Source organism: Streptomyces sp. KR55 (genome assembly GCF_052245645.1).
GTDB classification, from domain to species: Bacteria; Actinomycetota; Actinomycetes; order Streptomycetales; family Streptomycetaceae; genus Streptomyces; species Streptomyces flavusporus.
In genome coordinates, this window is record NZ_JBQQCE010000085.1 from 1 (window position 1) to 26283 (window position 26283).

Consider the following 26283-nt stretch of genomic DNA (forward strand, 5'->3'; position numbering starts at 1 on the left):
CGGCGGTGTCGCGGTCGGTGTGCGGGTCCGTGGACGCCAGGTACAGCTCCACTCCGCCGTCGGGGCGCGGCACGGCGAGGCCCGCCTCGGCGCCGATGGGCGCCGGGTCCTGGCGGCCGATGCGGTACAGGCCCTCGACGACGACCACGCCCGCCGCCTCCGGGTCGCCGTGGCGCAGCGGGATGTGCCGGATCAGGTTGCCGTCGGGGTGCAGCGGCTCGGCCTCGAAGGCCTGCTCGGGGTCGGTCACCGGGTCGAGTACCTCGTACTCGACGATGACGGCCGCAGCGGCCATCCGCGCGGTGTCCGGGTGGTCGGCGGCGACGGCGGCGATGGGTTCACCGTGGTGGCGTACGACCTCGGAGGCGAACACGGGACGGTCGGACCTGCCGCGGCCGTGCAGCGGCGCGCCGGGCACGTCCTCGTGCGTGACGACGGCCCGTACGCCGGGCATCTCACGCGCGTGGGAGGTGTCGATGGACACAATGCGCGCGTGCGGGTGCGGTGAGCGCAACACGGCCGCCCACAGCAGGCCTTCGGCCCACAGGTCGGCCGCGTACGGGAAGGTGCCCTCGGTCTTCGCGCGGGCGTCCGCGGCGGGCAGGGAGGCGCCGAGGCCGTGCGGGATCGACTCGGCGGCGGGGACGGCCTCCGCGGTGGTGGTCGCGGTGGCGGCTTCGTTGCTCACGCCTGGCCTCCGTCCTGTCCCTGTCCGTACGACTGGTCATGCGGTCCGGGTGATCCGGGGGACTCGAACGCCGATGGGTTGACGCCGCCGGCGCCGGGCCCCGCCTGGTGGGGGATACGTGCCTCGTCGGCGTCGTGTTCGGCCGCGTCGGCCGCGGAGTGCGCCTCGCGTTCGGCGACGACGTCCTTGACGGCGTCCAGGACGGCCCGGTAGCCGGAGCAGCGGCACAGGTTGCCGCACAGCGCCTGGCGGGTCTCCAGCTCGGTCGGCGCCGGGTTGCCCTCCAGGAGGTCATGCACGGTCATCGCCATGCCCGGCACGCAGAAACCGCACTGCACTGCACCGCACCTGGCGAGCGCCCGCTGCACGTCCGAGGGCTGCCCGTCGGCGGCCAGGCCCTCCACGGTGCGCACCTCACTGCCCGCCGCGGTGACCGCGGGTACCAGGCAGGAGGCGACGAGCCGCCCGTCGACCTGGACGTTGCAGGCCCCGCACTCGCCCTGCGAGCAGCCGTCCTTGGCGCCCGCGAGGCCGAGCCGCTCCCGCAGGACGTAGAGCAGCGACTCGCCGATCCACGCGTCGGTGACGGGGCGGTCCGTGCCGTTGACGCGCAGCGCGTACGAGGCGAGCGGGTGCTCCTCGTGTGCGGACGGGGCGGCCGGTGCGCCGGCCTCTTCCGGGGCGTCGTCCGTGGTCTCGCCGTCGGCGCCCGTCACGGGCTGCTCAGCGCCCTCCGGCCCGGTGCCCGCGCCTCCGGCCGGTGCGGGCGGCGCGGAGGACTCAGCGGGGCTCTCAGCGGCCTCCTCGGGCCCATGGGCACCCGGGGTGTCCTCGGCCGTCTCACCGGCCACAGGGGCGGGCGGCGAAGCCTCCACGTACGGCTGGGCGGGACTGGCTGCCTGAGCGGCCTGCGCAGTTTCCTCGGCGCCCGCGTCCGCGTACGCGGATGACGCAGCCTGTCCCGGATGGGACTGCCCAGGATCGGGCTGCTGCGCGGCGGCACCGGACTGTTCCGGCTCATGGCGCCGGTCCCCGGACGGCCCCGGCTCACCGTGCTCATGCCCGGACGGTCCCGTCCCCCCGCCCGGCGACGGCTCCCGGCTCCACGGCTGCCCCACCGACTCGGTCGCCCAGGGCGCGGGTGCACCCCCGGGAAGCGTGGCCGGTGGTGTGCCGCCCCACTGCTCCACGAGGGACGAGGTGGTGAACTCGCCCGATTCATCCGGAAGATCACCATTCGCAACGGGGATCGACCACTGCCCGGTCACGTCGTGGCCGGATGCCGCGGGTGCCTCCGCGGCGTTGGCGTCCTCGAAGGTCCACTGGCCCGTGGCCGGGGGGTTGTACGTGAACCGGTCCTGCCCGGAGGCGTCCTGCGGCACCGCGTTCGGGTCGGGCCACTGCACGCCTTCGGAGGGCATCGCCCAGGTGCCGGTGGCGGCGGGGTCGGTGCCGGCGGTGGTGGCGGGCGTGACCGTTATCTGCGGCGGTACGTAGCCGTGGCCGGGTGCGGCGAGCGGGCTCTCGGCGGCGGCCAGCAGCGCGTCGACGCCACCCTCGGGGAGTTTCACGAAGGCGGTGGCGCCGTCGTCGTAGTCGCCCTGGGGCAGCGGGTCCCAGCGGCCGCCACCCTGGGGCGTGCCCCCTTCGTGCTGGTCGTCGGTCACGACAGCGCCCTCCCCAGTGCTCGTCGGGCCAGTGCGGCGACGGTGCGCCGCAGGTGCAGTACGGCGGGCGGAAGCTGCTGTACGGAGCCGTCCTCGGCCGGGACCGGGTCGGGGATGCAGGCCGCGGCGACGTACTCGCCGAAGGCGTTCAGCGCCTCGGGGACGATCGCGCGGTTGTTGTCCCAGTCGATGAGCTGCGCGACCCACTGCTCGGCCTCCAGGGGCCTGAGCGGCATCGGTGCTATGGCGCCGACGGCGCACCTGACTCCGCGGCGGGCCGGATCGAGGACGAGCGCGACGGACGCGACGGCCCGCCCGGGGCCGGTGCGGCCGGTCGCCTTCAGGAAGACCTGCGGCGCATGCAGCAGCGGCACGCGCACGTAGCCGATGAGTTCGCCGGCGCGCAGCATCTCCATGCCGGCCAGCAGGTGCGACACCGGGAGCTCCCGGCGGGCTCCGCCCAGGCCCGCGACGATCAGCGTCGCCTCCAGGGCGGCCAGCACCGGCAGCGCGTCGCCGGTGGGGGCGGCCGTGGCGATGTTGCCGCCCAGGGTGCCGGCGTTGCGGATGTGCGGCGGACCGGCGGCCCGCGCGGCGGCGGCGAGCGCCGGGATGAGCGCGGCGAAGTCGGGGCGGCCCATACGCGCGTGAGTGAGGCCCGCGCCGAGCAGGGCGTGTCCGTCCTGGTACTGCCAGCCGCGGATTTCGCTGATCTTGCCGAGGCCGACCAGCGCGGCGGGCCTGAGCTGCCCCGAGTTGACGGCGGTCATCAGATCGGTGCCGCCGGCCACGGGCACTGCGGCGGGCATGGCGGTGAGCGCCGCCACTGCCTCGTCCAGCGTGGCGGGCAGCGTGACGGCCTGCGCCGCCTGCGGTGCGTGCGTGGTCAAACCGGCTTGCCCCTTCCCGCTGCCCCACCTGGTCCCGCCCGTGCTGCCGTACGGTACGTGCTGACAGGGCGGACGTGGCAACTCTGGCACATCTTCGCAGGACCCGAACGCGCGGGTCCGCTAGGAGGCGTTCGCCCACCTCACTGGGGAAATGGTCTGATTTGGACATTCGTCGCCCGTGCGTTGGAATTGCCACTCTTCGGTGACGCTTGGGTGCTTTTTCCATCACTTGTTCGGGGGCGGACCGTCGATCGGCCGGCCGAGCACGCCGGGACGCCGCTGCCAGGGCCGCGGTCCGGCAGGCGGCCGGTACGCCACTCCCAGGGCGTCGAGCCGCCGGTGGTGGACGGCCATCCGCCGCTCGAAGTCCTCGAAGTCCCGTTCCGCCGGGGCGGGCAGGGCACTCCAGGCGACCTCGGCGAAGGCCGCGAGCCTCGGGAAGACCTGGTAGTCCACCCGGCCCTGGTCCTCCATCACCTCGGTCCACACGTTGGCCTGCGTGCCCAGGACATGGCGTGCCTGCTCCCCGCTGAGCTGCGGCGGGACCGGCTCGAACCGGTAGACGTCCGCCAGGGTGCGCACATAGCCGATCGGTACGGGTTCGTCCGCGCCGGCGGACTGGCGGTGGTCCAGGTACACCTGCTGCTCCGGGCACATGACGACGTCGTGACCGGCCCGCGCGGCGGCGACTCCGCCCGCGTAGCCGCGCCAGGACGACACGGCCGCCCCGTCCGCGAGCCCACCCTCCAGGATCTCGTCCCAGCCGATGAGCCTGCGCCCGCGCGCGGAGAGCCACTTGTCGAAGTGGCCGACGAACCAGGACTGCAGCTCGTCCTCGTCGGCGAGCCCGAGTTCCCTGATCCGCGCCTGTGCGGCCGGCGACTGCTTCCACTGGTCCTTCGGGCATTCGTCGCCGCCGACGTGAATGAACTCCGAGGGGAACAGCTCCAGGACTTCCTCGAACACCCCCTCGTAGAAGCGCAGGGTGTTGTCAGTGGGGGCGAGTACGTTCGGATTGATCCCCCAGGTGTCCCAGACGGTGAGGGCGGTGGTGTCGATGACGTCGGTGTTGCCGAGTTCCGGATACGCGGCGATGGCGGCCTGCGAGTGTCCCGGTACGTCGATTTCCGGGACGACGGTGATATGCCGCTCGGCGGCGTAGGCGACGATCTCCCGGATGTCGTCCTGGGTGTAGTAGCCACCGTGCGGCTTCTCCTCCCACAACGGCGAGGCCCGGTGGCCGAATTTCGTGCGCGCCCGCCAGGAGCCGACCTCGGTGAGCTTCGGGTACCGCGTGATCTCGATCCGCCAGCCCTGATCGTCCGTCAGGTGAAAGTGGAAGACGTTGAGTTTGTGCGCCGCCATCAGGTCCAGGTAGCGCAGCACGCCCTCCTTGGGCATGAAGTGCCGGGCGACATCGAGCATGAGGCCGCGCCAGCGGAATCGGGGGGCGTCCTCGATGATCTGGTGCGGGATTCCGAGGGTGGTTCCGGGGCGTACGGGGGCGCGTCGGAAGGCGTCGGGGCCGAGGAGTTGGCGCAGTGTCTGCGCACCCCAGAAGACGCCGGCCGCGCTGCCGCCCCGGATCTCGACGCCCCGGTCGGCGACGACGGAGAGGCGGTACGCCTCCGGCTCCAGTGCGTCGTCCAGGTACAGCCGTACGGAGCCGGGCCGGTCCTCCGGTCCGGACGGAAACGGCAGGCCGAGGGCCGCACCCACGGTGGAGCGCAGCCAGCGCTCCGTGGTGCCCGTGCCCGGGGCGGCCCACAGGGCCGTTTCCGGGTCGAACAGCACCTCGCAGCGCATGGGTGCCTCGACGGCGCGCGGCGCCGGAATCAGATCCGTCAATGCAGTCACGTCGCCAGTCCTTTGCGTCGACTGCGAAGTGTCGCTGATGATGAGGGACTTGGCGACCAGGACTGTCGAAGAATTGCCGGCCGAATTCCTGCTCTCCGAAGAAACGTCGGAAGGAGTCCGGGGAGGGGCCCGACACGAAGGCCCCCGGGGCGCACCGAAACACACCCCGGGGGGCCTCCCGGAAAACCAGACGGGCAGAGCTGCCCCGCTACGAACCTACGGCCTACCGGCCTGACGGCCTCCGGCCTACTTCTTGTCGCCGCCCTTGCCCTTGTCGTCCCCGCCGGCACCCATGGACTCGTAGATCTCCTTGCACATGGGACACACCGGGTACTTCTTCGGGTCGCGGCCGGGCACCCAGACCTTGCCGCACAGCGCCACGACGGGCGTACCGTCGAGGGCGCTCGCCATGATCTTGTCCTTCTGGACGTAGTGGGCGAAGCGCTCGTGGTCACCGTCGCCGTGGGAAGTCTGCGGCGTGGGCTCTACGAGTGTCCCCGTACCAGTCCCGCGCTCGGGCTCGAGAGTGCTCATACGGCCAAGGGTACTGAAGCTCACACGCATCAGTTGAGCGAAGGGTCGTCCGGATAGGTGGCCACCATCGCCAGCTCGTTGCGCTGCCTGCGCAGCACCTCGCGCCAGAGCCGTTCGGGAGCCGGGTAGTAGACGTCGCCCGGCTCGGACTCGACCACGTACCAGGCGCCCTCGACCAGCTCGTCCTCCAGCTGGCCGGGACCCCAGCCGGCGTATCCGGCGAAGATCCGCAACGAGCCGAGGGCCGAGGCGAGCAGCTCCGGCGGGGCCTCCAGGTCGACCAGGCCGATCGCGCCGTGCACCCGCCGAAAGCCGAGCGGGACGGCCTCTCCGGACGCGCCGCCCGGGATGACCGCCACGCCGAGAGCGGAGTCCAGGGAGACCGGCCCGCCCTGGAAGACCACGCCGGGTTCGCCGGCCAGCTCCGCCCAGCCCTCCAGGATGTCGCCCACCCCCACCGGCGTCGGACGGTTGAGAACGACACCCAGCGAGCCCTCCTCGTCGTGGTCGAGAAGGAGCACCACCGCGCGGTCGAAGTTCGGGTCCGCCAGGGCGGGCGTTGCCACGAGCAGCCGCCCTGTGAGCGAGGACACCTCGGTCATGGCAGACATGATCCCGCATCTTCGCTCGGTGTGGGGAGCCAATGGGAGGTCGGGAGTGAATGCAGCCATGAATTGAAGGAGTGGCCCGATAAGGCCTCGTTTGAGGGTGGTGGTGGGAGACGGGAGGGCGGCAGGAAGCACCCCGGCGCACGCCCCCGCCAGTGACCCCATGTGCCCGATTGGGAACGGTTCGTGTTGTGACAGAGCTATGACAGAGCTGGGCGCTGCTTGGGCTTACAGGAGGGGGGTCGGCGGCCATTAGTCTGTCCCTCCGGCCCCTGCCCAACTCATCGGAACGCGAGATTCATGACCGTCAACGACGATGTCCTGCTTGTCCACGGCGGAACCCCGCTGGAGGGCGAGATCCGTGTCCGTGGTGCGAAGAACCTCGTACCGAAGGCCATGGTCGCCGCCCTGCTGGGCAGTGCGCCGAGCCGACTGCGCAACGTCCCGGACATCCGTGACGTCCGTGTGGTCCGCGGTCTGCTCCAGCTGCACGGCGTGTCCGTGCGTCCGGGCGAGGAGCCGGGCGAGCTGGTCCTCGACCCGACCCGGGTGGAGAGCGCGAACGTCGCTGACATCGATGCCCACGCGGGTTCCTCGCGCATCCCGATCCTCTTCTGCGGCCCCCTGCTGCACCGCCTCGGCCACGCGTTCATCCCGGGCCTCGGCGGCTGCGACATCGGCGGCCGGCCCATCGACTTCCACTTCGATGTGCTGCGGCAGTTCGGCGCGCGGATCGAGAAGCGGGCGGACGGTCAGTACCTGGAGGCCCCGCAGCGGCTGCGCGGTACGAAGATCCAGCTGCCGTACCCGTCCGTGGGCGCGACCGAGCAGGTGCTGCTGACGGCGGTCCTCGCGGAGGGCGTGACGGAACTCTCGAACGCGGCGGTCGAGCCGGAGATCGAGGACCTCATCTGCGTACTGCAGAAGATGGGCGCCATCATCGCGATGGACACCGACCGCACGATCCGCATCACCGGTGTGGACACGCTCGGCGGCTACACCCACCGCGCCCTCCCGGACCGCCTGGAGGCCGCCTCCTGGGCGTCCGCGGCGCTCGCGACCGAGGGCAACATCTACGTCCGTGGCGCTCAGCAGCGGTCGATGATGACGTTCCTCAACACCTACCGGAAGGTGGGCGGCGCCTTCGAGATCGACGACGAGGGCATCCGCTTCTGGCACCCCGGCGGGCAGCTGAAGTCCATCGCCCTCGAAACGGACGTCCACCCCGGCTTCCAGACCGACTGGCAGCAGCCGCTGGTCGTCGCCCTCACGCAGGCCACGGGGCTGTCGATCATTCACGAGACGGTCTACGAGTCCCGTCTCGGCTTCACGTCCGCGCTCAACCAGATGGGCGCCCACATCCAGCTCTACCGCGAGTGCCTCGGCGGCTCGAACTGCCGCTTCGGCCAGCGCAACTTCCTGCACTCGGCGGTCGTGAGCGGCCCCACCCGCCTCCAGGGCGCCGACCTGGTCATCCCCGACCTCCGCGGCGGCTTCTCGTACCTCATCGCCGCGCTGGCCGCCCAGGGCACGTCCCGGGTCCACGGCATCGACCTCATCAACCGGGGCTACGAGAACTTCATGGAGAAGCTCGTGGAGCTGGGCGCGAAGGTGGAGCTGCCGGGCAAGGCGCTCGGATAGGCGCCAGCCTCCCTCTCCGGCCCGGGGCAGCGCCGGTCCCGGCCGGGGGTCCGGGGGTTGGCCCCCGGATGAGCACAGCATGGAGAAGCTCGTGGAGCTGGGCGCGAAGGTGGAGCTGCCGGGCAAGGCGCTCGGCTGACAGTTCCTACGACGATGGGGCGGCCTCCCGGATGCCGGGTGGCCGCCCCATTGGCGTTACTCAGGCGCCGTACACCGTCCCGTGGTGTACGGGCAGGATTACTGGCCCTTGGCCGCTTCCTTGAGCTTGGAGCCCGCGGAGACCTTCACGCTGTAACCGGCCGGGATCTGGATCGGGTCGCCGGTCTGCGGGTTGCGCGCGGTGCGAGCGGCACGGTGGGTGCGCTCGAAGGTCAGGAAGCCGGGGATGGTGACCTTCTCGTCGCCCTTGGAGACGATCTCGCCGACCACGTCGGCGAACGCGGCCAGCACGGCGTCGGCGTCCTTGCGGGTCACCTCGGCGCGGTCGGCCAGCGCGGCCACCAGCTCACTGCGGTTCATTTTGTTACTCCCGTGTTCTTCTTGCCGTTGAGGCGTGCCACGCGGCGGAGCCGCATATCGGGCACAGCGAAGCCGATGCTGCCAGGGTCCTCGGACAGTCCCCGGACCCGGGTCCGTCGTCCGACGCTCGCGCCCAGGGACGCATCCTGCCCCCACCTGCGGCGGGAATGCCAATCCGGCACCCGCAGGAGTCGTGAGAACACCCTTGGGAGTCACACGAAAAGCGCCACTGACCGGCCGCCACCCTAGATGGCGGCCGGCGGTAGGTGGTTCCACGACGCGCCGTTGACCAGCGCAGCCGTGGCAATCCTCACAGCCACAGCACAGCGCGGGTTGACGCCGACGTCGCATGTGCTACAACGCCGTCGCCGACGCTCCGGCAGCCTTCGCCGCTTCCCGCACCGCACCCGCGACCGCGCCCGCGACCTTGTCGTTGAACACGCTCGGGACGATGTAGTTCGGGTTCAGTTCGTCCTCGGTCACCACGTCCGCCAGCGCCTTCGCGGCGGCGAGCATCATCTCCGTGTTAACGGTACGGGACTGGGCGTCCAACAGGCCACGGAAGACACCCGGGAAGACCAGGACGTTGTTGATCTGGTTGGGGAAGTCGGAGCGGCCGGTGGCCACAACCGCAGCGGTCTGGCGAGCGATCGCCGGATCGACCTCGGGGTCCGGATTCGCGAGCGCGAACACGATCGCGTCGTCGGCCATCCCGGCCACGTCGTCACCGTCGAGCACGTTGGGAGCCGAGACGCCGATGAAGACGTCGGCGCCGCGCACGGCGTCCCTGAGGGTGCCGGTGATGCCGTCGGGGTTGGTGTTGTCGGCGATCCAGCGCAGCGCCGAGTCGGGGGCGGCGTCGACCAGGTCCTCGCGGCCGGCGTGCACGACACCGTGGATGTCGGCGACGACGGCGTGCTTCACGCCCGCGGCGAGCAGCAGCTTCAGGATCGCCGTGCCGGCCGCGCCCGCGCCGGACATGACGACCCGCACGTCCCCAACTGCCTTGCCCACCACGCGAAGTGCGTTGGTGAGGGCGGCGAGGACGACGATCGCGGTGCCGTGCTGGTCGTCGTGGAAGACGGGGATGTCGAGGGCCTCGCGCAGCCGCGCCTCGATCTCGAAGCAGCGGGGGGCGGAGATGTCCTCGAGGTTGATGCCGGCGAAGCCCGGGGCGATCGCCTTCACGATCTCGACGATGGCGTCGGTGTCCTGGGTGTCCAGGCAGATGGGCCAGGCGTCGATGCCGGCGAACCGCTTGAAGAGGGCCGCCTTGCCCTCCATGACGGGCAGCGCGGCCATCGGGCCGATGTTGCCGAGGCCCAGCACGGCGGAGCCGTCCGTCACGACCGCAACGGAGTTGCGCTTGATGGTGAGGCGGCGGGCGTCCTCGGGGTTCTCGGCGATCGCCATGCAGACGCGGGCCACACCCGGCGTGTAGACCATGGACAGGTCGTCACGGTTGCGGATGGGGTGCTTCGACGCCATCTCGATCTTGCCGCCGAGGTGCATGAGGAACGTACGGTCCGAGACCTTGCCGAGCGTGATGCCCTCGATGCCGCGGAGCTTCTCGACGATCTCGTCGGCGTGGCTGGTGGACGTCGCCGCGATGGTGACGTCGATGCGGAGCTTCTCGTGGCCGGACGCGGTGACGTCGAGGCCGGTCACCGAGCCTCCGGAGGACTCCACGACGGTGGTGAGCTGCGAGACGGCGGTTCCGCTCGCGGGCACCTCCAGCCGGATGGTCATCGAGTAGGAGACGCTGGGCGCCGTTGCCATGGCCGACTTCCTCTGCTTTCACCGAATGCTGCGTTGTGCCGTCCGATCGTCGCACCTACCCCTGAGTACGCGGTAGCCGCCCGGGATTGCGCTCATTTAGTTCACACCCGGGATGCGATTTCGGAAAATATCTTCCACCATACGAGAATTGATCAGGCAACGAAAGAGGCCCACGTCACATCGTGACGTGGGCCTCTCACAAGTCAGTGACACCGACCCGCCATGCTCGCCTCGCGGCAAGTGGTCGCTCGAAGCGACGAAGGTTGGGCCCGGGGGCTTGGATCGGGCCGGTGTCACGTCAAGGCTAACAAACGGATTCCGCACGGCCATTCCCGTCCCGGGAGTCCATCCGGGTCGATCTCTTCCGCGTCAGTCTCTGAGCAGGTCAGGCACCCCGGCCGCGTCCGGCTCGTCCCGCGCGTCGGAGACCACCGTCAGCTGCTGGGTGGCCCGGGTCAGGGCGACGTACAGAACCCGCAGTCCGGCGGGCGACTCGTCGGCGATCTCCGCGGGCGAGACGACCACCGTCGCGTCGTACTCCAGGCCCTTCGCCTCCAGGCTGCCGAGCGCCACCACCCGGTCGCCGAGCCCGGCCAGCCAGCGCCGTGCCTCCTCACGCCGGTTCATGGCCACCACCACGCCGACCGTGCCGTCCACGCGGTCGAGGAGCCGGGCCGCCTCCTCGCGCACGGTGCGCCCCAGAGACTCCCGTACGACAGTGCTGTGTCCATTGTTCGTTGTCACAAAACGGGGCTCGACGCCCGTGGAACGGACGGCCGACGGCGACTCGGAGCCGGGCATGGCGAGGGCCAGCACCTTCGACGCCAGTTCGGCGATCTCGGCCGGGTTGCGGTAGTTCACGGTGAGGCTGAAGCGACGGCGGGGGCGGGTGCCGAGCGCCTCGTCGCGGGCCTCGGCCGCCTCGTCCGGGTCGGACCAGGAGGACTGGGCCGGGTCGCCGACGACCGTCCAGGTGGCGTGCCGGCCGCGCCGGCCGATCATGCGCCACTGCATGGGCGTGAGGTCCTGGGCCTCGTCGACGATGACATGCGCGTACTCGGTGCGCTCCTGCGCCAGCCGCTCGGCCCGCTCGCGCTGCGACTCCTCGCGCACCGGCATCAGCTCCTCCAGGCCGGTGAGCTGGTCGAGCGGATCGAGCTCGCGCTTCTTCCGGGGGCGGGCCGGGACACCGAGGACGGCCTGCAGCTCGTCGAGCATGGCGATGTCGTGCACGGAGTGGCCGTCCCGCCTGAGCGAGCGGGCCACCTTGCGCACCTCGCCCGGGTTCAGGATCCGGCGGGCCCAGCGGCCCAGCTGCTTCTCGTCGGCCATGGCCCGCAGCACGTGCTGCGGGGTCAGCTCCGGCCACCAGGCGTCGAGGAAGCCCACAAAGGCATCCTCCGATGTCACGTCCTCGTCGAACGAGGAGCGCAGCTCGGCGGCGAGCTCGGGGTCGGAGTGGCGGGTCGCGCCGCCCGACTGCTCCCACAGCGCGTCGAGGAGCAGCCTGCGCGCCCGAGGGCGCAGCAGGTTCACCGGAGCCGTGCCCCCCAGCGCGTTGCGCCGGATCCGCTCCAGCTCGGCGGCCTCCAGTTCGAGCCGCCGACCGAAGGCGACGACTCGCAGCCGCTGCGGCGAATCGTTCAGCTCCAGCGCTCCGCGGGCGGCCTTCCGCAGCACCTTGAGCATGCGGTACGAGCCCTTGGCGCGGGCCACGGACGGGGAGTCGTACAGCGTCGCCTCGGCGCCGTCGACGAGCGAACCGATCGCGCGGATGGCGACCTGGCCCTCCTCGCCGAGGGAGGGCAGCACGCCCTCGGTGTACGCGACCAGCAGCGGGGTCGGCGAGACGATCAGGATGCCGCCCGCGTAGCGGCGCCGGTCCTGGTAGAGGAGGTACGCCGCGCGGTGCAGGGCGACGGCGGTCTTGCCCGTGCCGGGGCCGCCCTCGACATAGGTCACGGAGGCGGCGGGGGCGCGGATGACCAGGTCCTGCTCGGCCTGGATGGAGGCGACGATGTCCCGCATGGTGTGGCTGCGGGCCTGCCCGAGGGCGGCCATGAGGGCGCCGTCGCCGATGACGGGCAGCTCGTCGCCGTCGAGGAACGCCTTCAGCTCGGGGCGCATCAGGTCGTCCTCGACGCCGAGGACGCGGCGGCCCTTGGAGCGGATGACCCGGCGGCGGACCACCCGGCCGGGGTCGACCGGCGTGGAGCGGTAGAAGGGGGCCGCGGCGGGGGCCCGCCAGTCGATGACCAGCGGCGCGTAGTCCTGGTCGAGGACGCCGATGCGGCCGATGTGCAGGGTCTCGGCGATGTCGGCCGTGCCGTCGTCGCGGACCGCGCCCTCGGCGGGCTCGACCGCGGTGTACGCGCCGTCCGGTCCCTTCTTGCCGTCCTTGCCGGGCAGCAGGTCGATGCGGCCGAAGAGGAAGTCCTCGAACTCGTTGTTCAGCCGGTTCAGGTGGACGCCCGCCCGGAAGACCTGCGCGTCGCGCTCGGCGAGCGCACCGGGCGTGCCGACCTGGCCGCGTTGGGCCGCGTCCTGCATGAGGAACTCCGCCTCGTGGATCTTCTCCTCCAGGCGGCGGTACACCCGGTCCAGGTGCTCCTGTTCCACCCCGATCTCTCGGTCGCGTACGGAGTCATGGACCGAGCCGAGCGCGGTTTCCTGTTGAGCCTGAGCGGCCACCGGGCCCCCTTCTGACGTGCTGGGCAGCCGTCCACCGTACGCGAAGGGGACCCGGAAAGGCTACGCGTAGGCCCCGGGTCCGTTGTCCACAACGTCCCGGGGCCTGCCGTAGAACTTATGCGTCGACCTCGACCAGCACCTCACCGTCGAAGGTCATGACCACGAAGTGGTCGATCTCGTTCGGGGCGAAGGCGGCGCCACCCTGGACGTAGAGCGGGTTCTTGGCCTGCTCGGTCTTGGCATCCGGGAGGCCGTAGCCCCAGTTCGGGACGGACCAGTTGCTGAGCGTCTCGCGCTCGCCGTTCTTGCCGACGGCGATCAGGGAGCACTTCTCGGGGCCCTTGACACCCTTGAGTTCCAGGACGGCGTCGGTGCCGTGGGGCTTCTCCTCCATGGCCACGGTCGCGCTGACCTTGGTCTTCGGGTCGGCCGCGGTGACCCGGTCGGGCATACCGTCGAACGCGGCCTTGGCGGGGCTGGACGCCTGGAGCGGGACGTTGCCGCCCCCGGAGTCGTCGCCGCCGGTCGCCGCGACGGAGACCAGCGGGCCGCCGACGATCAGCGCGGCGGCCGCGGCCACCATGTACATCCCGCGACGGCGCTTCTGGGCGCGGCGCTCGGCGACCTCGTCGACCAGCTTCTCCGCGAGCCGCGGGCTGGGCCTGGCGGACAGCGACTCGCCGATCGAGGGTGTGCCGGCACCGGGCAGATCGGCGAGGGCGGCCAGCATCGGTTCCATCCCGGCGAGCTCGTCGAGCTGCTGGGCGCACCACTCACAGGTGGCGAGGTGGGCCTCGAAAGCGGTTGCTTCGGCGTCGTCGAGAATCCCGAGGGCGTAGGCACCGACGGTCTCGTGCTCGTTCGGGCCCAGTGATCCGCCGCCCTGTGTTCCCTGCATGGGGCCAGACATACCCGGACCCCCTGCTCCGTATCCCCCGTATGTGTTCATCACGCCGTCACCCCCCGCTCCTCCAGTGCCAGCTTCATCGAACGCAGGGCGTAGAACACCCGTGAACGCACAGTGCCACTGGGTATGCCCAGCGTCTCTGCCGCCTCATTGACGGTACGCCCCTTGAAGTACGTCTCGACGAGCACCTCCCGGTGGGCAGGGGTCAGGTCGTCGAGTGCGTCCGACAGCGTCATCAGCCACAGCGCCTTGTCGATCTCGTCCTCCGCGGGGATGACCTCCAGCGGCGACGGGTCGACCTCCTGCGGCCGGGCCTGCCGGCTGCGGTGGCCGTCGATGACGATGCGCCGGGCGACCGTCACCAGCCAGGGGCGTACCGATCCGGTCGCTCGGTTGAGCTGACCGGCGTTCTTCCAGGCACGGATGAGCGTCTCCTGCACGACGTCCTCGGCGCGCTGCCGGTCTCCGGCGACCAGGCGCAGCACGTACGCGAGCAGCGGTCCGGCGTGCTCTCGATACAGCGCACGCATCAGCTCCTCGTCGGGTTCCGAGGGCTGGGACATGCGATGTCGGGCCCTCGATCCACGTTCATTGGCCACGGCCGCATCCTTGCGCACGCCCACCTCCGGTGTCCGGGGGTTCCCCCAGTCGGTCGCTCAACACCGGGTACGGACGCAGGCCGTGGTGTGTTCAAAGTGAGATGACAGTTTTCTTCGGAGTGACGTGACGAGCGGGACATGGGTGCACAATCCCCCCGCCCAGTCTTTACGTTTTCGCCACACCGGCAAGATCGTTACGGCGGTGGGGCGTTCGGAGTCCGAAACGCGATGTTGTCGAAATCACTTCGACGACACACCAACCGACATGCCGCAGAAGGCACATAAGGGACCGTCAGCCGCGAGCGAGAGCAGCCGTGCGACGCCGGTGCCGGGCGACCCGCTCCCGGTTCCCGCACACCTCACTGGAACACCAGCGCCTGCGCCGGCCCCGGGACGTGTCGAGGTAGACGATCGGGCAGTCGTCGCCCGCACACTGCCGCAGGCTCGCCCGGGCGACGGGGTCGGTGAGCAGCTCCACGGCGTCCCGGGCGATCGCACCGAGCAGTGCGGCGCACTCAGGGGGCCCGGCCAACTCCCGTACGAGCGTGCCGTCCTCGGCGCGCAGGGCGCGCGGAGCCGGTGGTGCGGTGCGGGCGATGTCGTTGACGCGGGCGAGCGCGAGATCGTACGGCCGGGTCGTGGGCGCCAGCGTGCCGTGCACCAACTGGCCGACGTGGGCGCGCAGTTCGCGGACGCCGACCAGCCAGGAGGCGTCGGCGTGCGCCAGCGGGGTGCCGGGCGGGACGAGCCCCGACCCGGTGATCCAGGCGCGCAGCACCTCGACGGAGCCGAGCCGTTCCACCGGGTGGGTGGTCGCCAGCAGGTCCAGACAGATCCGCCCGGCGTCGAACCGCAGCTCGTACGGGGCCGGGGCCGTATCCAGTGCCATGCGCGCGTCACCGCCTAGCCGGGAGAGGCTGAGGAACCGTTCCCTCTCACAGTGCCTGCCCGCCGCGGCGACCGGAACCCCACGTACCGAGCGCTCCTGGACGCCCGCTTGTGCGAGCGCGCGTCCAGGCCCGCGCCCTGCTCCTCTTCCGGCCGTCACACGTCCGCGTACTTCGCATCGGCCGCCGGGTCGAGGGCGAGCCGGTAGCCGCGCTTGACGACCGTCTGGATCAGCTTCGGCGCCCCCAGCGCCGTACGCAGCCGGGCCATCGCCGTCTCCACGGCGTGCTCGTCCCGGCCGGCGCCGGGCAGCGCGCGCAGCAGCTCGGCGCGGGCGACCACCCAGCCGGGCCGCCGGGACAGCGCGCGCAGCAGGGACATCCCGGCCGGCGGTACGGGCTTGAGGTCGCCGTCCACCAGCACCGCGTGCCCGCGGATCTCCACCCGGTGCCCGGCGATCGGCAGCGCCCGCGCCCGCCCGGGCAGCTCCTGACACAGCAGCTGTACGAGGGGACCGAGCCGGAAACGCTCGGGCTGCACCGTGTCGACACCGCGGGCCTGCAACGGCAGCGCGGTGACCGGCCCGACGCAGGCCGGCAGCACATCGTGGTGGAGCGCGGCGAGCAGCTCGGGCAGCAGCCCGCGCTCCTCGGCCCGGGACAGCAGGGACGCGGCGGCCGGCGCGCTGGTGAAGGTGAGCGCGTCCACACCGCGCGAGACGGTGGCGTCCAGCAGCCGGTCGACCGGCGAGAGATCCTCGGGAGGCATCCACCGGTAGACGGGGACGCCGACGACCTCCGCCCCGCCCGCCCTGAGCGACTCCACGAACCCGGGCAGCGGCTCCCCGTGCAGCTGTACGGCGATACGCCGCCCGTCGACGCCCTCCTCCAGCAGCCGGTCGAGCACCTCGGCCATGGATTCGGAGGACGGCGACCACTCCTCGGTCAGCCCCGCGGCCCGGATCGCCCCCTTCACCTTCGGCCCGCGCGCGAGCAGCTCCACCCCGCGCAGCCGGTCCAGGAGCGCCTCCCCGAGCCCCCACCCGTCGGCGGCCTCGACCCAGCCCCGGAAACCGATGGCCGTGGTGGCCACGACCACATCCGGTACGCGGTCGATGAGCTCCTTGGTGGCGGCGAGCAGCTCGCTGTCGTCGGCGAGCGGCACGATACGCAGGGCGGGAGCATGCAGGACGGCGGCGCCGCGCCGCTGCAGCAGCGCCCCGAGTTCGTCGGCCCGGCGCGCGGCCGTCACGCCCACGGTGAACCCGGCGAGGGGCCCGTGTTCCGCCCGCTGTCCCGCCATGTCCGCCGCCTGCCTCGCCGGCTGATCCGGTCGCTGTTGTTGCTCGTACATAACTCTCGTCCCGCACTCGAGTCGTTGCACCTACATGCCGACCGAGCCTGTCAACGGTGCGTGACAGGCTCGGTTCGGCTTGATGTCGGTGGTGTTACGTCACACCTCGGCGTAGCTGAGCTGCGGCTTTGCCTCTGAGGCCGGTGTGGCGTTGGTCTCCGAGGCGGCCGGGCGGCGAAGGTATACGGCCCAGGTGACCACGAAGCAGACGGCGTAGAAGGCGAGGAAGGCGACGAAGGCGCCGGTGCCGGAGCCCACGGTGAGGAAGGACTGGCGGAAGGCGAGGTTGATGCCGAGGCCGCCGAGCGCGCCCACCGCGCCGATGAGTCCCATGGAGGCGCCGGAGAGACGGCGGCCGTAGGCGGCGGCATCCTCACCGGTGAGCCCCTTGGCGAGGGCCTTGTTGTGGAAGATGCCGGGGATCATCTTGAACGTCGAGCCGTTGCCGAGGCCGGACAGCACGAACAGGGCGATGAACGCGGTGGTGAACAGCGGCAGCGACTTCTGCATCGAGGCCACGATGATGATCGAGGTCGCCACGGCCATGGCCACGTAGTTCCACAGCGTGATCTTCGCGCCGCCGAACCGGTCGGCGAGCGCGCCGCCCACGGGGCGGATCAGGGAGCCGAGCAGCGGGCCGATGAAGGTGACGTAGGCGGCCTGGAGCGGCGTACGGCCGAACTGGGTCTGAAGGACCAGCCCGAAGGCGAAGCTGTAGCCGATGAACGAACCGAAGGTACCGATGTAGAGGAAGGACATGATCCAGGTGTGGGCGTCCTTCGCGGCGTCCTTGGCGGCACCGGTGTCGTTCTTGACGGACGAGATGCTGTCCATCTTCAGCCACGCGAGGACGGCGGCGATCACGATGAACGGGATGTAGATCCCGAGCAGCAGGCGCGGGCCGCCACTGGCGCCGATGACCGCGAGACCGACGAGCTGCACCACGGGCACGCCGATGTTGCCGCCACCGGCGTTCAGACCGAGCGCCCACCCCTTCTTACGGAGAGGGAAGAAGGCGTTGATGTTGGTCATGCTGGAGGCGAAGTTCCCGCCACCGACACCGGCCAGCATCGCGCACAGCAGGAACGTGGTGAACGACGTCCCCGGCTCCATCACGGTGAACGCGGCGACCGTCGGCAGGAGCAGCAGGCTCGCCGAGATGACCGTCCACATCCGGCCGCCGAAGACGGCGACGGCGAAGGTGTACGGCACGCGGACGATGGCGCCGACCAGCGTGGCCATCGAGACGATCGTGAACTTGTCGGCGGGGGTGAGCCCGTACTCCGGCCCCATGAAGAGCACCATCACGGACCACAGGGTCCAGATCGAGAACCCGATGTGCTCGGAGAGAACGGAGAAGAACAGGTTCCGCCGGGCGACCTTCTCACCCGTCTCGTTCCAGAAGGTCTCGTCCTCCGGATCCCAGTGCTGGATCCAGCGGCCGCCCCTGCTCGGGGGTGCGGGGGCTGTACTCGGGGCTGTCATGACGCCTCCACGGTGCTCCGGGACTCGGGTACTGCTCTGAGCGGTTGAGTCCCGAAGGTAGGGAGGGCGCGTTTCCGGTCTGTGGCTGTGGGTGACCGGAAAGGAACTTTGCTCTCACCCTGGGCGAGGGTGGGATGAGAGGTTTCTTCGGCGCGGGGTGGCCCGGGGGCTGGTGCCGGGTTGGTGCCGGGTCAGTGCTGTGGGGGCTGCCAGTGGGGGTTGGGTTGGGGCTGGTGGGGCTGAGGTGCCTGCTGTGGGTACGGCTGAGGGTGGCCGTAGGGCTGGGGCCCCGGCTGTGGCTGGGCCTGGGGGGCGGCGGGGTACGGCCCGGATGCGGGCGGAGGGGCGTAGGGCCCCGGCGTCCCGGACGCGGGCGGAGGGATGTACGGCCCCGGCGCCTGCTGCTGCCCGTAACCACCGGGCGTACCCGGCTGACCGCCGTACGGCCCACCGGCCGGACCGCCGTACGGCCCACTCGCGAACGGATTCCCGTGCCCCGGAAGCTGCGCCCCCGGCGGCAGGTACCGCAGCCGCCCGGTCTCGTCGGTGACCGGCGCGAACCCGGCGGCCTGGAGAAGGGCGGCGAACTTGGCGTTGCGCTTCCGGCCCCAGGTGAGCGCGAAGCCGAGCAGGCCCATGGTCACGGCCCACATGATCCCGCCGATGAGCAGGCCGCTGTCCCCGCCGATGTTCACGGCGACGACAAAGGACCCGACAGTGATGGCGACCGCCGCGTACCCCAGCCGCTGCTTCTCGGAGTGCCGGCCGGTGAGGTCGAAGTTGATCCGCGCCTTGAGGAGCTCGACGGCGTCCGGCACAAGGGGCGGCAGCGAGACGCCGTCGCCAGCGTTCGGATACTGCGCCCAGTTCTGCGCGGCCCGCGCACGGGCGTGCGGGCTGGGATCGGGCACGATCATCATCACGAGCGCGTTGTTGCGGGAGCCGGTCTGCCGTGCGTCCGCGTACTCGTACCCGAACTGCTGGGCGACGAAGGCGAGCCGGGCGAGCTTCTTCACGGAGGCCATGGGACTGGTGAGCTGAACCGGCCCGCCCCCGGCCATCAACTGCAGCATCTTCTGCACCTGCCGCTTGCTCACCTGCAACCAACTCCCCCGCCGCTCGAGCCGCCCCGTTCACTTGCGCAACGTGGGCAGTTTTCCACACGAGTCTGTGGCTGCGGAACCACTCCCCATCGGTCGAGAGCCCACCTCGAACCACAGCAGCTTTCCGGCGCCCCGGTTGAGCGGGCCGTCCCCGAGCGGCCAGCCGCCCCACGCATCGGCGTACTGCTGCACGAGGTGCAGTCCGCGCCCGCTGTCGGCGTCCACGGGAGCGGGCCGGACCCGATCCCTGGGCGACTTGCCGAAAGGAGCGGGGACATGCGGGTGACTGTCCCAGACTCCGACCCGCAATCGTCCGTCGCCGAGTGCGGTCAGCCGCAGCGAGGCCGGTCCGTTCGTATGCCGGTACGCGTTGCTGACCAGCTCGGAGGTCAACAGCTCAACGACGTCCAGGACTTCATGCATGCCGTGCCCGTCGAGCGCTGCCCGCACGGTCATACGTGCGACACGTGCGGCGCGTGGGTCATGGGGCAGACGGAGGGCGTACACCCAGGTGTTGGGCAGGGCTACCGTGACCATGGAAGACCTCCGGGAGGAAGGGGACTTGGACGACTCGCCCACGGCCGCGCCGGGCGGTGGCAGTGCCTGGGGTGGTGCACTTCCGGCTTATGAGTGCGGGGAGTTGGGCGGTACGGCATATACGCTAGCGACAGAATTGGAAGATATTCCATCGATTCAGCGAAGACCTTCCATTCGCCACCCATGTGGGTGACCGCACGCGCCTGCGTCAAGGAGAGAAGCGACCCGCCATGCCACCCGCCACCACCGCAACCCTGCGTCAGCAGCGCCTCGGCGCCGAACTGCGGAAGCTTCGCGAGCGCGCAGGCCTCACGTCTACCGCTGCTGCCGCTCTCCTCGGCAGCCCGCAGGCCCGGATCAGCAACATCGAAGCCGGCCGGTACGCCGTGAGCGCCGACCGCGTACGAACGCTGGCGCGCAACTACAGCTGCGCCGACGAGGCGTACGTCGACGCCCTCGCCGGGATGACAGGCGCCCGCAAGCGCGGGTGGTGGGAGGAGTACCGCGACAACCTCCCCGCCGGCCTCCTCGACCTGGCCGAACTCGAGCACCACGCAACGGCGCTCCGAGTAGCCGTAACGGTCCATATGCCTGGCCTGCTGCAAACCCCGGAACACGCACGCGCCACCATGCGCGAAGCCGTGCCGCCGCTCCGCCCCTACGAGATCGAGCACCGCGTCTCGTACCGCGTGAAGCGTCAGGCCATCCTGTTTGAGGACACCTCGACCCCCTACACGGCCATCGTTCACGAGGCGGCCCTGCGCATGGGCTTCGGCGGCCCGGACGTCGCCCGCGCCCAGCTCGACTACCTCCTGGAGATGAGCGAGCAGACCACGATCACCGTCCTGGTGATCCCCTTCGGCCAAACCGGCTTCCCCACCGCGGGCCAACCCATCACGTACGCGACCGGCCCGGTCCCCCAACTCGACACCGTGGTCCTGGACACCGACCACGGCTGCGAATTCCTCGACGCCGAGGCCCAGTTGATCCGCTACCGCCGGGTGCTCGACCGCATGGAGTCCCGCGCCCTACCCGAGCCGAAGTCCCGAGACCTCATCCAACGCATCGCCCGAGACCTCTGAGGAGCCAGCCATGCCCGAACTCGCTTGGCACAAGTCGACGTACAGCGCCGAGGCCGCGAACTGCGTCGAGATAGCCTCCACTCCCACCATCATCCACATACGAGACTCCAAGCACGCCGAGGGCCCTCACCTCACCGTCACGTCTTCCACCTGGTCGACCTTCGTTTCGTACGCGGTTTCTCCCGAGTCTTCACCGCGTCGTTGAGCGGACCTGGGATCCGCCGTACCTGGCTCGCCAGCGATCCGCTCGAGGGCGAGCGGGGGCCAATGGGAACAGAGTCCCGTTATTCGCTAGCGGCCCCACACAGGAATGGGAGAACCCACGTCCGCTGAGTCGAGGGCCGAGGGGCCGAGCCCACGGCGGGGCTCATCGACGCGCAGTCGGTGCGGGACGCGATGCTGGGCCCGCACGATGCCGCTGTCGGGCACCTCCCTGACACGGCGTACGTGTCCACGACATCCTCGCCACGCACGACGCGCCCCCGAGGGCGTCAATGCCTACGCTTAGAAGCGATATCGGAGGGACTGGCAAGGACCACCGGTCCGCGGCGGGCCCAGCTGCATGCGCTGAACTGCCAGAAAGGCACCAGCATGACCTTCAACGTGCCCATTCCAGATAAGAACGACCCGCGGTGGACCCGGCGCGACGGCATCTTCGTGCTACGTGACGAGGGAACCACCAAGTGGCTGGCCGGCGACCTGACCACCGTCAAGATCACGGCGGCGCAGACCAACGGCGCCCTCGGCGTACTGGAGACAACGGTCCTGCCGGGCGGCGGGCCGATCGCCCATGCCCACGGCCGCGAGGACGAGGCGTTCTACGTGCTCTCCGGCGACTTCGAGTTCCTCAACGGGGACCAGACACTCAAGGCCGGCCCCGGCGACTTCCTCTTCATCCCGCGAGGAAACCGGCACCGGTTCACCAACATCGGTTCTCGTCCCGCGAATCTGCTCACCTTCATGCTGCCGGGTGGGCACGAGCAGTTCTGGCTGGACAACGGAACCGACCCCATGCCCGGCCAACCCGCGCCCGTATGGGGTCCCGAAAGCATCGGCCCGCTCCTTGAGGAACTGACTCGCCACCAGGTGACCATCATGCCGGAAGAACCGCCGGTCGTTGCATCCTGACCGCCCCTCCTGGCCCGGGCCGGCTCGGCGGACTCACTCCTTCCCGGCCCTCTGGGCCGCTTACGCCGGCTCCCGGTAGCGGCCTCGCTGCCGCGGTGAAGACGGTACGAGGGGGCTCTCCCCCGGGCGGATGGCGATTCGCTGTCGCTGTGAGCAGAGCCGATCGCCTCCGTGACCGCAGTCAGCCGCTCAGCGCGCGCTCCGGGCTGGGCACTCAACGCTGGTCGTCGAGCGCGCTCTCGCCCACCTGCGCTGGTTCCGCCGCCTGCGGATCCGCTGGGAGATCCGCGACGACATCCATGAAGCCTTCCTCACCCTCGGTTGCGCCCTAATCTGCTGGAGGCGTCTTGTCGCGTCACGACGGCAGCCGGGCTCCTTCACCCAACATCACGCCTTGGCAGGCACGCTCGCACCGCCCTCCACCACCGCACGTCAAATCCCGTGCCTGCCCCCACGTTTCCTGCCGTCCGGCCACAACCGCGGCCTCCGCCGCGCCCCGATGTCCTCGATCCAGCCGACCGTCAGGATCGCGAGCCCGATCAGGGGCCAGACCAGGCAGAACATCCACAGCATGTACGTCGCATCCATCGCCCCCACCGCGCTGTCGCCCTGCATGAACGGAAGCTCGTAGACGAGGTCGATGATCGGGATCGTGGCCATGATCAGCATGTTGTGCCAGAGGTAGATCGTGACCGCGCGGTTGTTGGACAACGTCACGAGGCGGTCCCACTTCGCCAGCCGACCCGGCAGTTCCTGCCAGGACGGGGAGTACTGGAGCAGGATGACGACGAAGCCGAAGGACCAGGTCGCCTGGGCCAGCGGAATGTCGTTGAGGTCCCAGCCGTCGGCGCCGAGGTGGCCCGACGCCCACCACAGGCCGAAGGCCATGAGGAGGGACGAGCAGGAGACAGCCACATAGCGGGGGATCTGACGCAGCAGGCCCTCGTGGTGCGCGAAGCCCAGCACCCAGCAGCCGCCGTAGACCGCGAAGTCCGTCACCGCGTTGCCCGTTTCGCCGGGGATCTTCACCAGGCCGGTGCCGACGATCGCCGTCAGGCCCAGCGGGGCCAGCAGCGTCGGCCAGGGTGCCCTGCGGTACGCCCACAGCAGGAGCGGGGAGGCGACCACGAACCACAGGTATGCCCGCAGGTACCACAGTGGGCCCGATGCCTGTACCGCCCAGGTGTCCTCCAGCAGGCCCGACTTGGAGCCGATGTGCCAGGGGAACGGCGGGGCGCCGATCGGTATGACGTAGTTGACCAGTTCCAGCAGGGCCCAGGTGGGGCTCTCCTCGGTGTTCTTCGTCGGGTTCCAGCCGCCCGCGAAGAGCAGCACCAGCACCACCGCGCTGAACGCCCACAGCGGTGGCAGCAGCCGCCTGATCCGGCCCCGGATCACCCCCCAGGCCGGGCGCTTCAGCGAGCGTGCCATCAGCGAACCCGCCAGCGCGAACATCACGCCCATCGACGGGAACAGCACGGTCAGCCACGCCCAGCCGAACAGGTGGTAGACGACCACTCGGACCAGGGCTATCGAGCGCAGAAGGTCCAGGTAGCGGTCCCGGCCGGGGGGCGGCTTCGCCGTCGGGGCCGGCGCCGTGTCCGGGGCGGTGTCGGGCGTCCGTTGCAGCGGGATGCCGTACGACGACGGTGTCGTCCCGGTGCCCAGGTCCTCTGTGTATCCGTTGCTCATCCCACGGGCCTCCGGTCGTCCGTCTCCGCGCCCCGCTGGCGCGGCATCGCACCGAGCGGGGCCTCCACGACGCCCGTCCGCCGCAGCTTCTGCCACCGCAACCGCCCGCCCGTGAGGGCGGTGATCCAGGACTGGAGGAGGACCACGTACATGAGCTGGCGGTAGAGGATCTGCTGGAGCGGGAGCGAGATGAGGTGGGTCATGCGTTCGCGGTCCAGGCGGAAGGCGTACGCGGCGCAGAAGAGCTGGATCGCCAGGACGCCCAGCCAGGCCATGATCGTCTTTCCGGTCGGGCCGAAGATGATGCCGTACAACAAGAACACGTCGATCAGTGGGGCCAGGAGTGGGGCCAGGACCATGAACAGGGACACCAGCGGCAGGCCCACGCGGCCGAAGCGGCCCGACGGGCCTCGGTCCAGTAGCGCGCGGCGGTGCTTCCAGATGGCCTGCATCGTGCCGTACGACCAGCGGTAACGCTGGGACCACAGCTGTTGGACCGTCTCCGGGGCCTCGGTCCAGGCGCGGGCGTTCTCCGCGTAGACGACTCGCCAGCCGTCGCGGTGCAACGCCATGGTGATGTCGGTGTCCTCGGCGAGGGTGTCGTCACTCATGCCGCCGACCCGTTCCAACGCCGAGCGACGAAAGGCTCCCACCGCACCCGGGATCGTCGGCATGCAGCGCAGGATGTCGTACATGCGGCGGTCGAGGTTGAAGCCCATCACGTACTCGATGTGCTGCCACGCGCCGATGAGTGAGTCGCGGTTGCCGACCTTCGCGTTGCCGGCGACCGCGCCGACCTGCGGGTCGCCGAAGGGCTGGACGAGTTCGCGGACGGTGGAGGGTTCAAAGACTGTGTCGCCGTCCATCATCACGACGATGTCGTAACGGGCGTTCGCCAGGCCCCGGTTCAGCGCCGCCGGCTTGCCCGCGTTGAGCTGGCGGACGACCCGGACGTTGGGCAGGCCCATCGCCTCGACGATGCGGGCCGTGCCGTCGGAGGAGCCGTCGTCGACGACGATCACCTCGATCGGGTGCTCGCTCGCCATCAGGGAACGGACGGTGTTCTCGATGCACTTGGCCTCGTTGTACGCCGGGACCAGCACCGACACCGGTTCGGTGACCGGCGGCCCCCAGCGGAAGCCGGGGCGCCGGACGCGGCGGGCGTGCCAGCCGGAGAGGACGAGCATCAGGACGAAGCGGCCGATGACGAGGGAGCCGACCACCGCCAGGCCGACCACCAGCACGTCGGTGATCTTCTCCGAGGCCTGGACGAGGACGATCCACGCCTTGCCCTTCCACAGCTCCAGGCCGCTGACCTGGGTGTGCGCGCTGGGGGCGTCGAGGGCTTCGGTGAGGTTGTCGAACTCGTAGCCCCGGTCCTTCATGTCCGGCAGGAACCGGTCCAGTGCCGCCACCGTCTGGCTGCGGTCGCCGCCGGAGTCGTGCATCAGGACGATCGCGCCCTTGCCGTCGGCCGGGGTGGAGCGGCGGATGATCTCGTCGGCGCCGGGCCTGCGCCAGTCCTCGCTGTCGGTGTTGTTGACGACGGTGATGTAGCCGCGCCTGCCGATGTACTCGGTCACCGGCCAGGACTTGTTGTCCATCGCGGCGGAGAACGAGGAGTACGGCGGGCGGAAGAGCGAGGTGCGGATGCCGGCGGCGCCGGATATCGCGAGCTGGTTCTGGGACAGCTCCCAGTCGATGCGCTGCTTCGACTGGTAGGAGAGGTCGGGGTGGTTGAAGGTGTGCAGGCCGACCTCGTGGCCCTCCTCCACCATGCGCTTGACCAGGTCGGGATAGCGCGAGGCCATGGTGCCGGTGACGAAGAAGACGGCGTGCGCGTCGTGCTTCTTCAGTACGTCCAGGACCTTCGGCGTCCAGACCGGGTCCGGGCCGTCGTCGAAGGTGAGGACGAGGCGGTGGTCGGGCACGCTCAGGCTCGCGGTGCGGCCGCTGCGTGTGTCGATGACCGGGCCGCCGTTCAGGATCCGCTCCGGTACGCGGTCGGTGGCGGCCGGGGGGCGGACGCGGTGGTCGGCCAGGATCTCGCTGTGCACATAGCCGCGCAGCATCAGCATCGCCATCAGGGCGACGAGGACGAGCACGGGCAGCAGGTAGCGCAGGGGCAGGCGGCGGCGTCGGGAGCCGTCGCGGGCTCCGGTCCGGCCGGCCCCTTGACGGCTTGGGCGGGATGCCATCAGAGGAGGTACTCCAGGGACTACAGGGACGGGGAGGTGAGCGCGGCGGCAGCCTGGTCCTGGGGGGCAGGGACCGGCTGGGGCGGGCCGTCCGCCACCGTGCCGGTGCCGGCGCTCGTGCCCCCGCTGTCATCGCCCGTCGACGGGGACGGGTCGGCCGAGGGGCCGCCGGAGGGACTCGGGTCGGGCGAGTTGGTGACCGGCGACGACGGGACGGGCGGGGCCGGGTCGCTGGTGCCGGGGTCGGGAGTCGTCCGCGTCGCGGTGGGCGTGGGGTCGGCGGACGTGCCCGGCGCGTCGGGGGTGGTGGCGGTGCCGGGGGCGGTGGCGTCGGCGTCGCCCGGCACCGGCGTGGTGTCGGGGCCGGCCGTCGGCGTGCTGCTCGGAGTGGCGACGCCGGGAGCGGAGGGCTGGGCCGACTGTGCGGGCAGCGGGGG

The 26283-nt window shown here is 70.7% G+C and carries 22 protein-coding genes and 2 pseudogenes; 5 read left to right on the forward strand and 19 right to left on the reverse strand.

The genetic code is table 11. From position 1 onward, the window contains the following. From ACTWQJ_RS15055 to ACTWQJ_RS15080, 6 genes are all read right to left on the reverse strand, one after another. A partial coding sequence (locus ACTWQJ_RS15055) for a xanthine dehydrogenase family protein molybdopterin-binding subunit (RefSeq protein WP_443307141.1) occupies positions 1-688 on the reverse strand: 688 nt, incomplete at its 3' end. Further along, the gene (locus tag ACTWQJ_RS15060) at positions 685-2355 is read right to left on the reverse strand and encodes a 2Fe-2S iron-sulfur cluster-binding protein (protein WP_443307142.1); all 1671 of its coding nucleotides are present in this window, start codon (positions 2353-2355) and stop codon (positions 685-687) included. The genes ACTWQJ_RS15055 and ACTWQJ_RS15060, both read right to left, overlap by 4 nt. Then, entirely contained in the window at positions 2352-3245 is an 894-nt protein-coding gene (locus ACTWQJ_RS15065) for an FAD binding domain-containing protein (RefSeq protein WP_443307143.1), read from the reverse strand. The genes ACTWQJ_RS15060 and ACTWQJ_RS15065 overlap by 4 nt, the downstream gene beginning before the upstream one ends. 225 nt (positions 3246-3470) lie before the next feature. Next, a complete protein-coding gene (locus ACTWQJ_RS15070; protein ID WP_443307144.1) occupies positions 3471-5102 on the reverse strand; it encodes a beta-N-acetylhexosaminidase in 1632 nt (543 codons plus the stop codon). A gap of 246 nt (positions 5103-5348) precedes the next feature. Further along, positions 5349-5636 carry a DUF3039 domain-containing protein gene (locus ACTWQJ_RS15075; RefSeq protein WP_030054422.1) on the reverse strand — a complete coding sequence of 96 codons (288 nt, stop codon included), beginning with the start codon at positions 5634-5636 and terminating at the stop codon, positions 5349-5351. Between the two features lie 29 nt (positions 5637-5665). Beyond that, the gene (locus ACTWQJ_RS15080; protein WP_129799762.1) at positions 5666-6238 is read right to left on the reverse strand and encodes a YqgE/AlgH family protein; all 573 of its coding nucleotides are present in this window, start codon (positions 6236-6238) and stop codon (positions 5666-5668) included. Between the two features lie 306 nt (positions 6239-6544). Here ACTWQJ_RS15080 and murA point away from each other — a divergent pair, with 306 nt between their 5' ends. Next, positions 6545-7885, forward strand: a complete 1341-nt coding sequence (gene murA, locus ACTWQJ_RS15085) for a UDP-N-acetylglucosamine 1-carboxyvinyltransferase (RefSeq protein WP_196462377.1) — start codon at positions 6545-6547, stop codon at positions 7883-7885. Positions 7886-8122: 237 nt separating this feature from the next. On the opposite strand, the gene ACTWQJ_RS15090 is transcribed toward murA, so the two are convergent. From ACTWQJ_RS15090 to ACTWQJ_RS15135, 10 genes are all read right to left on the reverse strand, one after another. Next, positions 8123-8404 carry an HU family DNA-binding protein gene (locus ACTWQJ_RS15090; RefSeq protein ID WP_129799764.1) on the reverse strand — a complete coding sequence of 94 codons (282 nt, stop codon included), beginning with the start codon at positions 8402-8404 and terminating at the stop codon, positions 8123-8125. A 354-nt stretch (positions 8405-8758) separates the two neighbouring features. Next, a complete protein-coding gene (locus tag ACTWQJ_RS15095) occupies positions 8759-10183 on the reverse strand; it encodes an NAD-dependent malic enzyme (RefSeq protein WP_443307145.1) in 1425 nt (474 codons plus the stop codon). Positions 10184-10552: 369 nt separating this feature from the next. Continuing rightward, on the reverse strand, positions 10553-12874 hold the full coding sequence (locus tag ACTWQJ_RS15100; RefSeq protein WP_443307146.1) for a HelD family protein: 2322 nt from the start codon (positions 12872-12874) through the stop codon (positions 10553-10555). Between the two features lie 115 nt (positions 12875-12989). Further along, positions 12990-13772, reverse strand: a complete 783-nt coding sequence (locus tag ACTWQJ_RS15105; protein ID WP_443307147.1) for an anti-sigma factor family protein — start codon at positions 13770-13772, stop codon at positions 12990-12992. Between the two features lie 50 nt (positions 13773-13822). Further along, positions 13823-14344 carry a sigma-70 family RNA polymerase sigma factor gene (locus ACTWQJ_RS15110; protein WP_010039908.1) on the reverse strand — a complete coding sequence of 174 codons (522 nt, stop codon included), beginning with the start codon at positions 14342-14344 and terminating at the stop codon, positions 13823-13825. Positions 14345-14672: 328 nt separating this feature from the next. Beyond that, positions 14673-15269 carry a CGNR zinc finger domain-containing protein gene (locus ACTWQJ_RS15115; RefSeq protein WP_443307148.1) on the reverse strand — a complete coding sequence of 199 codons (597 nt, stop codon included), beginning with the start codon at positions 15267-15269 and terminating at the stop codon, positions 14673-14675. Positions 15270-15424: 155 nt separating this feature from the next. Continuing rightward, positions 15425-16621 carry a uroporphyrinogen-III synthase gene (locus ACTWQJ_RS15120; protein WP_443307149.1) on the reverse strand — a complete coding sequence of 399 codons (1197 nt, stop codon included), beginning with the start codon at positions 16619-16621 and terminating at the stop codon, positions 15425-15427. Positions 16622-16720: 99 nt separating this feature from the next. After that, on the reverse strand, positions 16721-18106 hold the full coding sequence (locus ACTWQJ_RS15125) for a nitrate/nitrite transporter (RefSeq protein ID WP_443307150.1): 1386 nt from the start codon (positions 18104-18106) through the stop codon (positions 16721-16723). 191 nt (positions 18107-18297) lie between these two features. Next, complete coding sequence (locus tag ACTWQJ_RS15130) at positions 18298-19203, reverse strand: hypothetical protein (RefSeq protein ID WP_443307151.1); 906 nt, start codon at positions 19201-19203, stop codon at positions 18298-18300. Positions 19204-19239: 36 nt separating this feature from the next. Next, a complete protein-coding gene (locus tag ACTWQJ_RS15135) occupies positions 19240-19746 on the reverse strand; it encodes an ATP-binding protein (RefSeq protein WP_443307152.1) in 507 nt (168 codons plus the stop codon). Between the two features lie 230 nt (positions 19747-19976). On the opposite strand from ACTWQJ_RS15135, the gene ACTWQJ_RS15140 reads away from it, so the two are divergent. The 4 genes and pseudogenes from ACTWQJ_RS15140 to ACTWQJ_RS15155 form a co-directional block, all read left to right on the forward strand. Then, entirely contained in the window at positions 19977-20828 is an 852-nt protein-coding gene (locus ACTWQJ_RS15140) for a helix-turn-helix domain-containing protein (protein WP_443307153.1), read from the forward strand. Between the two features lie 10 nt (positions 20829-20838). After that, complete coding sequence (locus tag ACTWQJ_RS15145) at positions 20839-21033, forward strand: DUF397 domain-containing protein (RefSeq protein ID WP_443307154.1); 195 nt, start codon at positions 20839-20841, stop codon at positions 21031-21033. A gap of 386 nt (positions 21034-21419) precedes the next feature. Further along, positions 21420-21956 carry a cupin domain-containing protein gene (locus tag ACTWQJ_RS15150; RefSeq protein WP_443307155.1) on the forward strand — a complete coding sequence of 179 codons (537 nt, stop codon included), beginning with the start codon at positions 21420-21422 and terminating at the stop codon, positions 21954-21956. A gap of 164 nt (positions 21957-22120) precedes the next feature. After that, positions 22121-22296: pseudogene (locus ACTWQJ_RS15155) on the forward strand (IS5/IS1182 family transposase); the annotation flags it as partial. Positions 22297-22388: 92 nt separating this feature from the next. Here the strand turns inward: ACTWQJ_RS15155 and ACTWQJ_RS15160 are convergent. The 3 genes and pseudogenes from ACTWQJ_RS15160 to ACTWQJ_RS15170 all read right to left on the reverse strand — a co-directional run. Continuing rightward, positions 22389-23648 (reverse strand): acyltransferase family protein, encoded by a 1260-nt coding sequence (locus ACTWQJ_RS15160; RefSeq protein ID WP_443307156.1) that lies wholly within the window; start codon positions 23646-23648, stop codon positions 22389-22391. Next, positions 23645-25846, reverse strand: coding sequence for a glycosyltransferase (locus tag ACTWQJ_RS15165; protein WP_443307157.1), 2202 nt, complete (start codon positions 25844-25846; stop codon positions 23645-23647). The genes ACTWQJ_RS15160 and ACTWQJ_RS15165 overlap by 4 nt, the downstream gene beginning before the upstream one ends. A 20-nt stretch (positions 25847-25866) precedes the next feature. Next, a pseudogene (locus tag ACTWQJ_RS15170) lies at positions 25867-26283 on the reverse strand (hypothetical protein); the annotation flags it as partial.

What these genes read in the sequence shown, in the direction of transcription:
- ACTWQJ_RS15080 (WP_129799762.1), bottom strand. Translation starts at nt 6,238, where the DNA reads ATGACCGAGGTGTCCTCGCTCACAGGGCGGCTGCTCGTGGCAACGCCC.
- ACTWQJ_RS15110 (WP_010039908.1), bottom strand. Translation starts at nt 14,344, where the DNA reads ATGTCCCAGCCCTCGGAACCCGACGAGGAGCTGATGCGTGCGCTGTAT.
- ACTWQJ_RS15140 (WP_443307153.1), top strand. Translation starts at nt 19,977, where the DNA reads ATGCCACCCGCCACCACCGCAACCCTGCGTCAGCAGCGCCTCGGCGCC.
- ACTWQJ_RS15105 (WP_443307147.1), bottom strand. Translation starts at nt 13,772, where the DNA reads ATGCAGGGAACACAGGGCGGCGGATCACTGGGCCCGAACGAGCACGAG.
- ACTWQJ_RS15160 (WP_443307156.1), bottom strand. Translation starts at nt 23,648, where the DNA reads ATGAGCAACGGATACACAGAGGACCTGGGCACCGGGACGACACCGTCG.
- ACTWQJ_RS15095 (WP_443307145.1), bottom strand. Translation starts at nt 10,183, where the DNA reads ATGGCAACGGCGCCCAGCGTCTCCTACTCGATGACCATCCGGCTGGAG.
- ACTWQJ_RS15165 (WP_443307157.1), bottom strand. Translation starts at nt 25,846, where the DNA reads ATGGCATCCCGCCCAAGCCGTCAAGGGGCCGGCCGGACCGGAGCCCGC.
- ACTWQJ_RS15135 (WP_443307152.1), bottom strand. Translation starts at nt 19,746, where the DNA reads ATGGTCACGGTAGCCCTGCCCAACACCTGGGTGTACGCCCTCCGTCTG.
- ACTWQJ_RS15150 (WP_443307155.1), top strand. Translation starts at nt 21,420, where the DNA reads ATGACCTTCAACGTGCCCATTCCAGATAAGAACGACCCGCGGTGGACC.
- ACTWQJ_RS15125 (WP_443307150.1), bottom strand. Translation starts at nt 18,106, where the DNA reads ATGACAGCCCCGAGTACAGCCCCCGCACCCCCGAGCAGGGGCGGCCGC.
- ACTWQJ_RS15120 (WP_443307149.1), bottom strand. Translation starts at nt 16,621, where the DNA reads ATGTACGAGCAACAACAGCGACCGGATCAGCCGGCGAGGCAGGCGGCG.
- murA (WP_196462377.1), top strand. Translation starts at nt 6,545, where the DNA reads ATGACCGTCAACGACGATGTCCTGCTTGTCCACGGCGGAACCCCGCTG.
- ACTWQJ_RS15075 (WP_030054422.1), bottom strand. Translation starts at nt 5,636, where the DNA reads ATGAGCACTCTCGAGCCCGAGCGCGGGACTGGTACGGGGACACTCGTA.
- ACTWQJ_RS15115 (WP_443307148.1), bottom strand. Translation starts at nt 15,269, where the DNA reads ATGGCACTGGATACGGCCCCGGCCCCGTACGAGCTGCGGTTCGACGCC.
- ACTWQJ_RS15090 (WP_129799764.1), bottom strand. Translation starts at nt 8,404, where the DNA reads ATGAACCGCAGTGAGCTGGTGGCCGCGCTGGCCGACCGCGCCGAGGTG.
- ACTWQJ_RS15145 (WP_443307154.1), top strand. Translation starts at nt 20,839, where the DNA reads ATGCCCGAACTCGCTTGGCACAAGTCGACGTACAGCGCCGAGGCCGCG.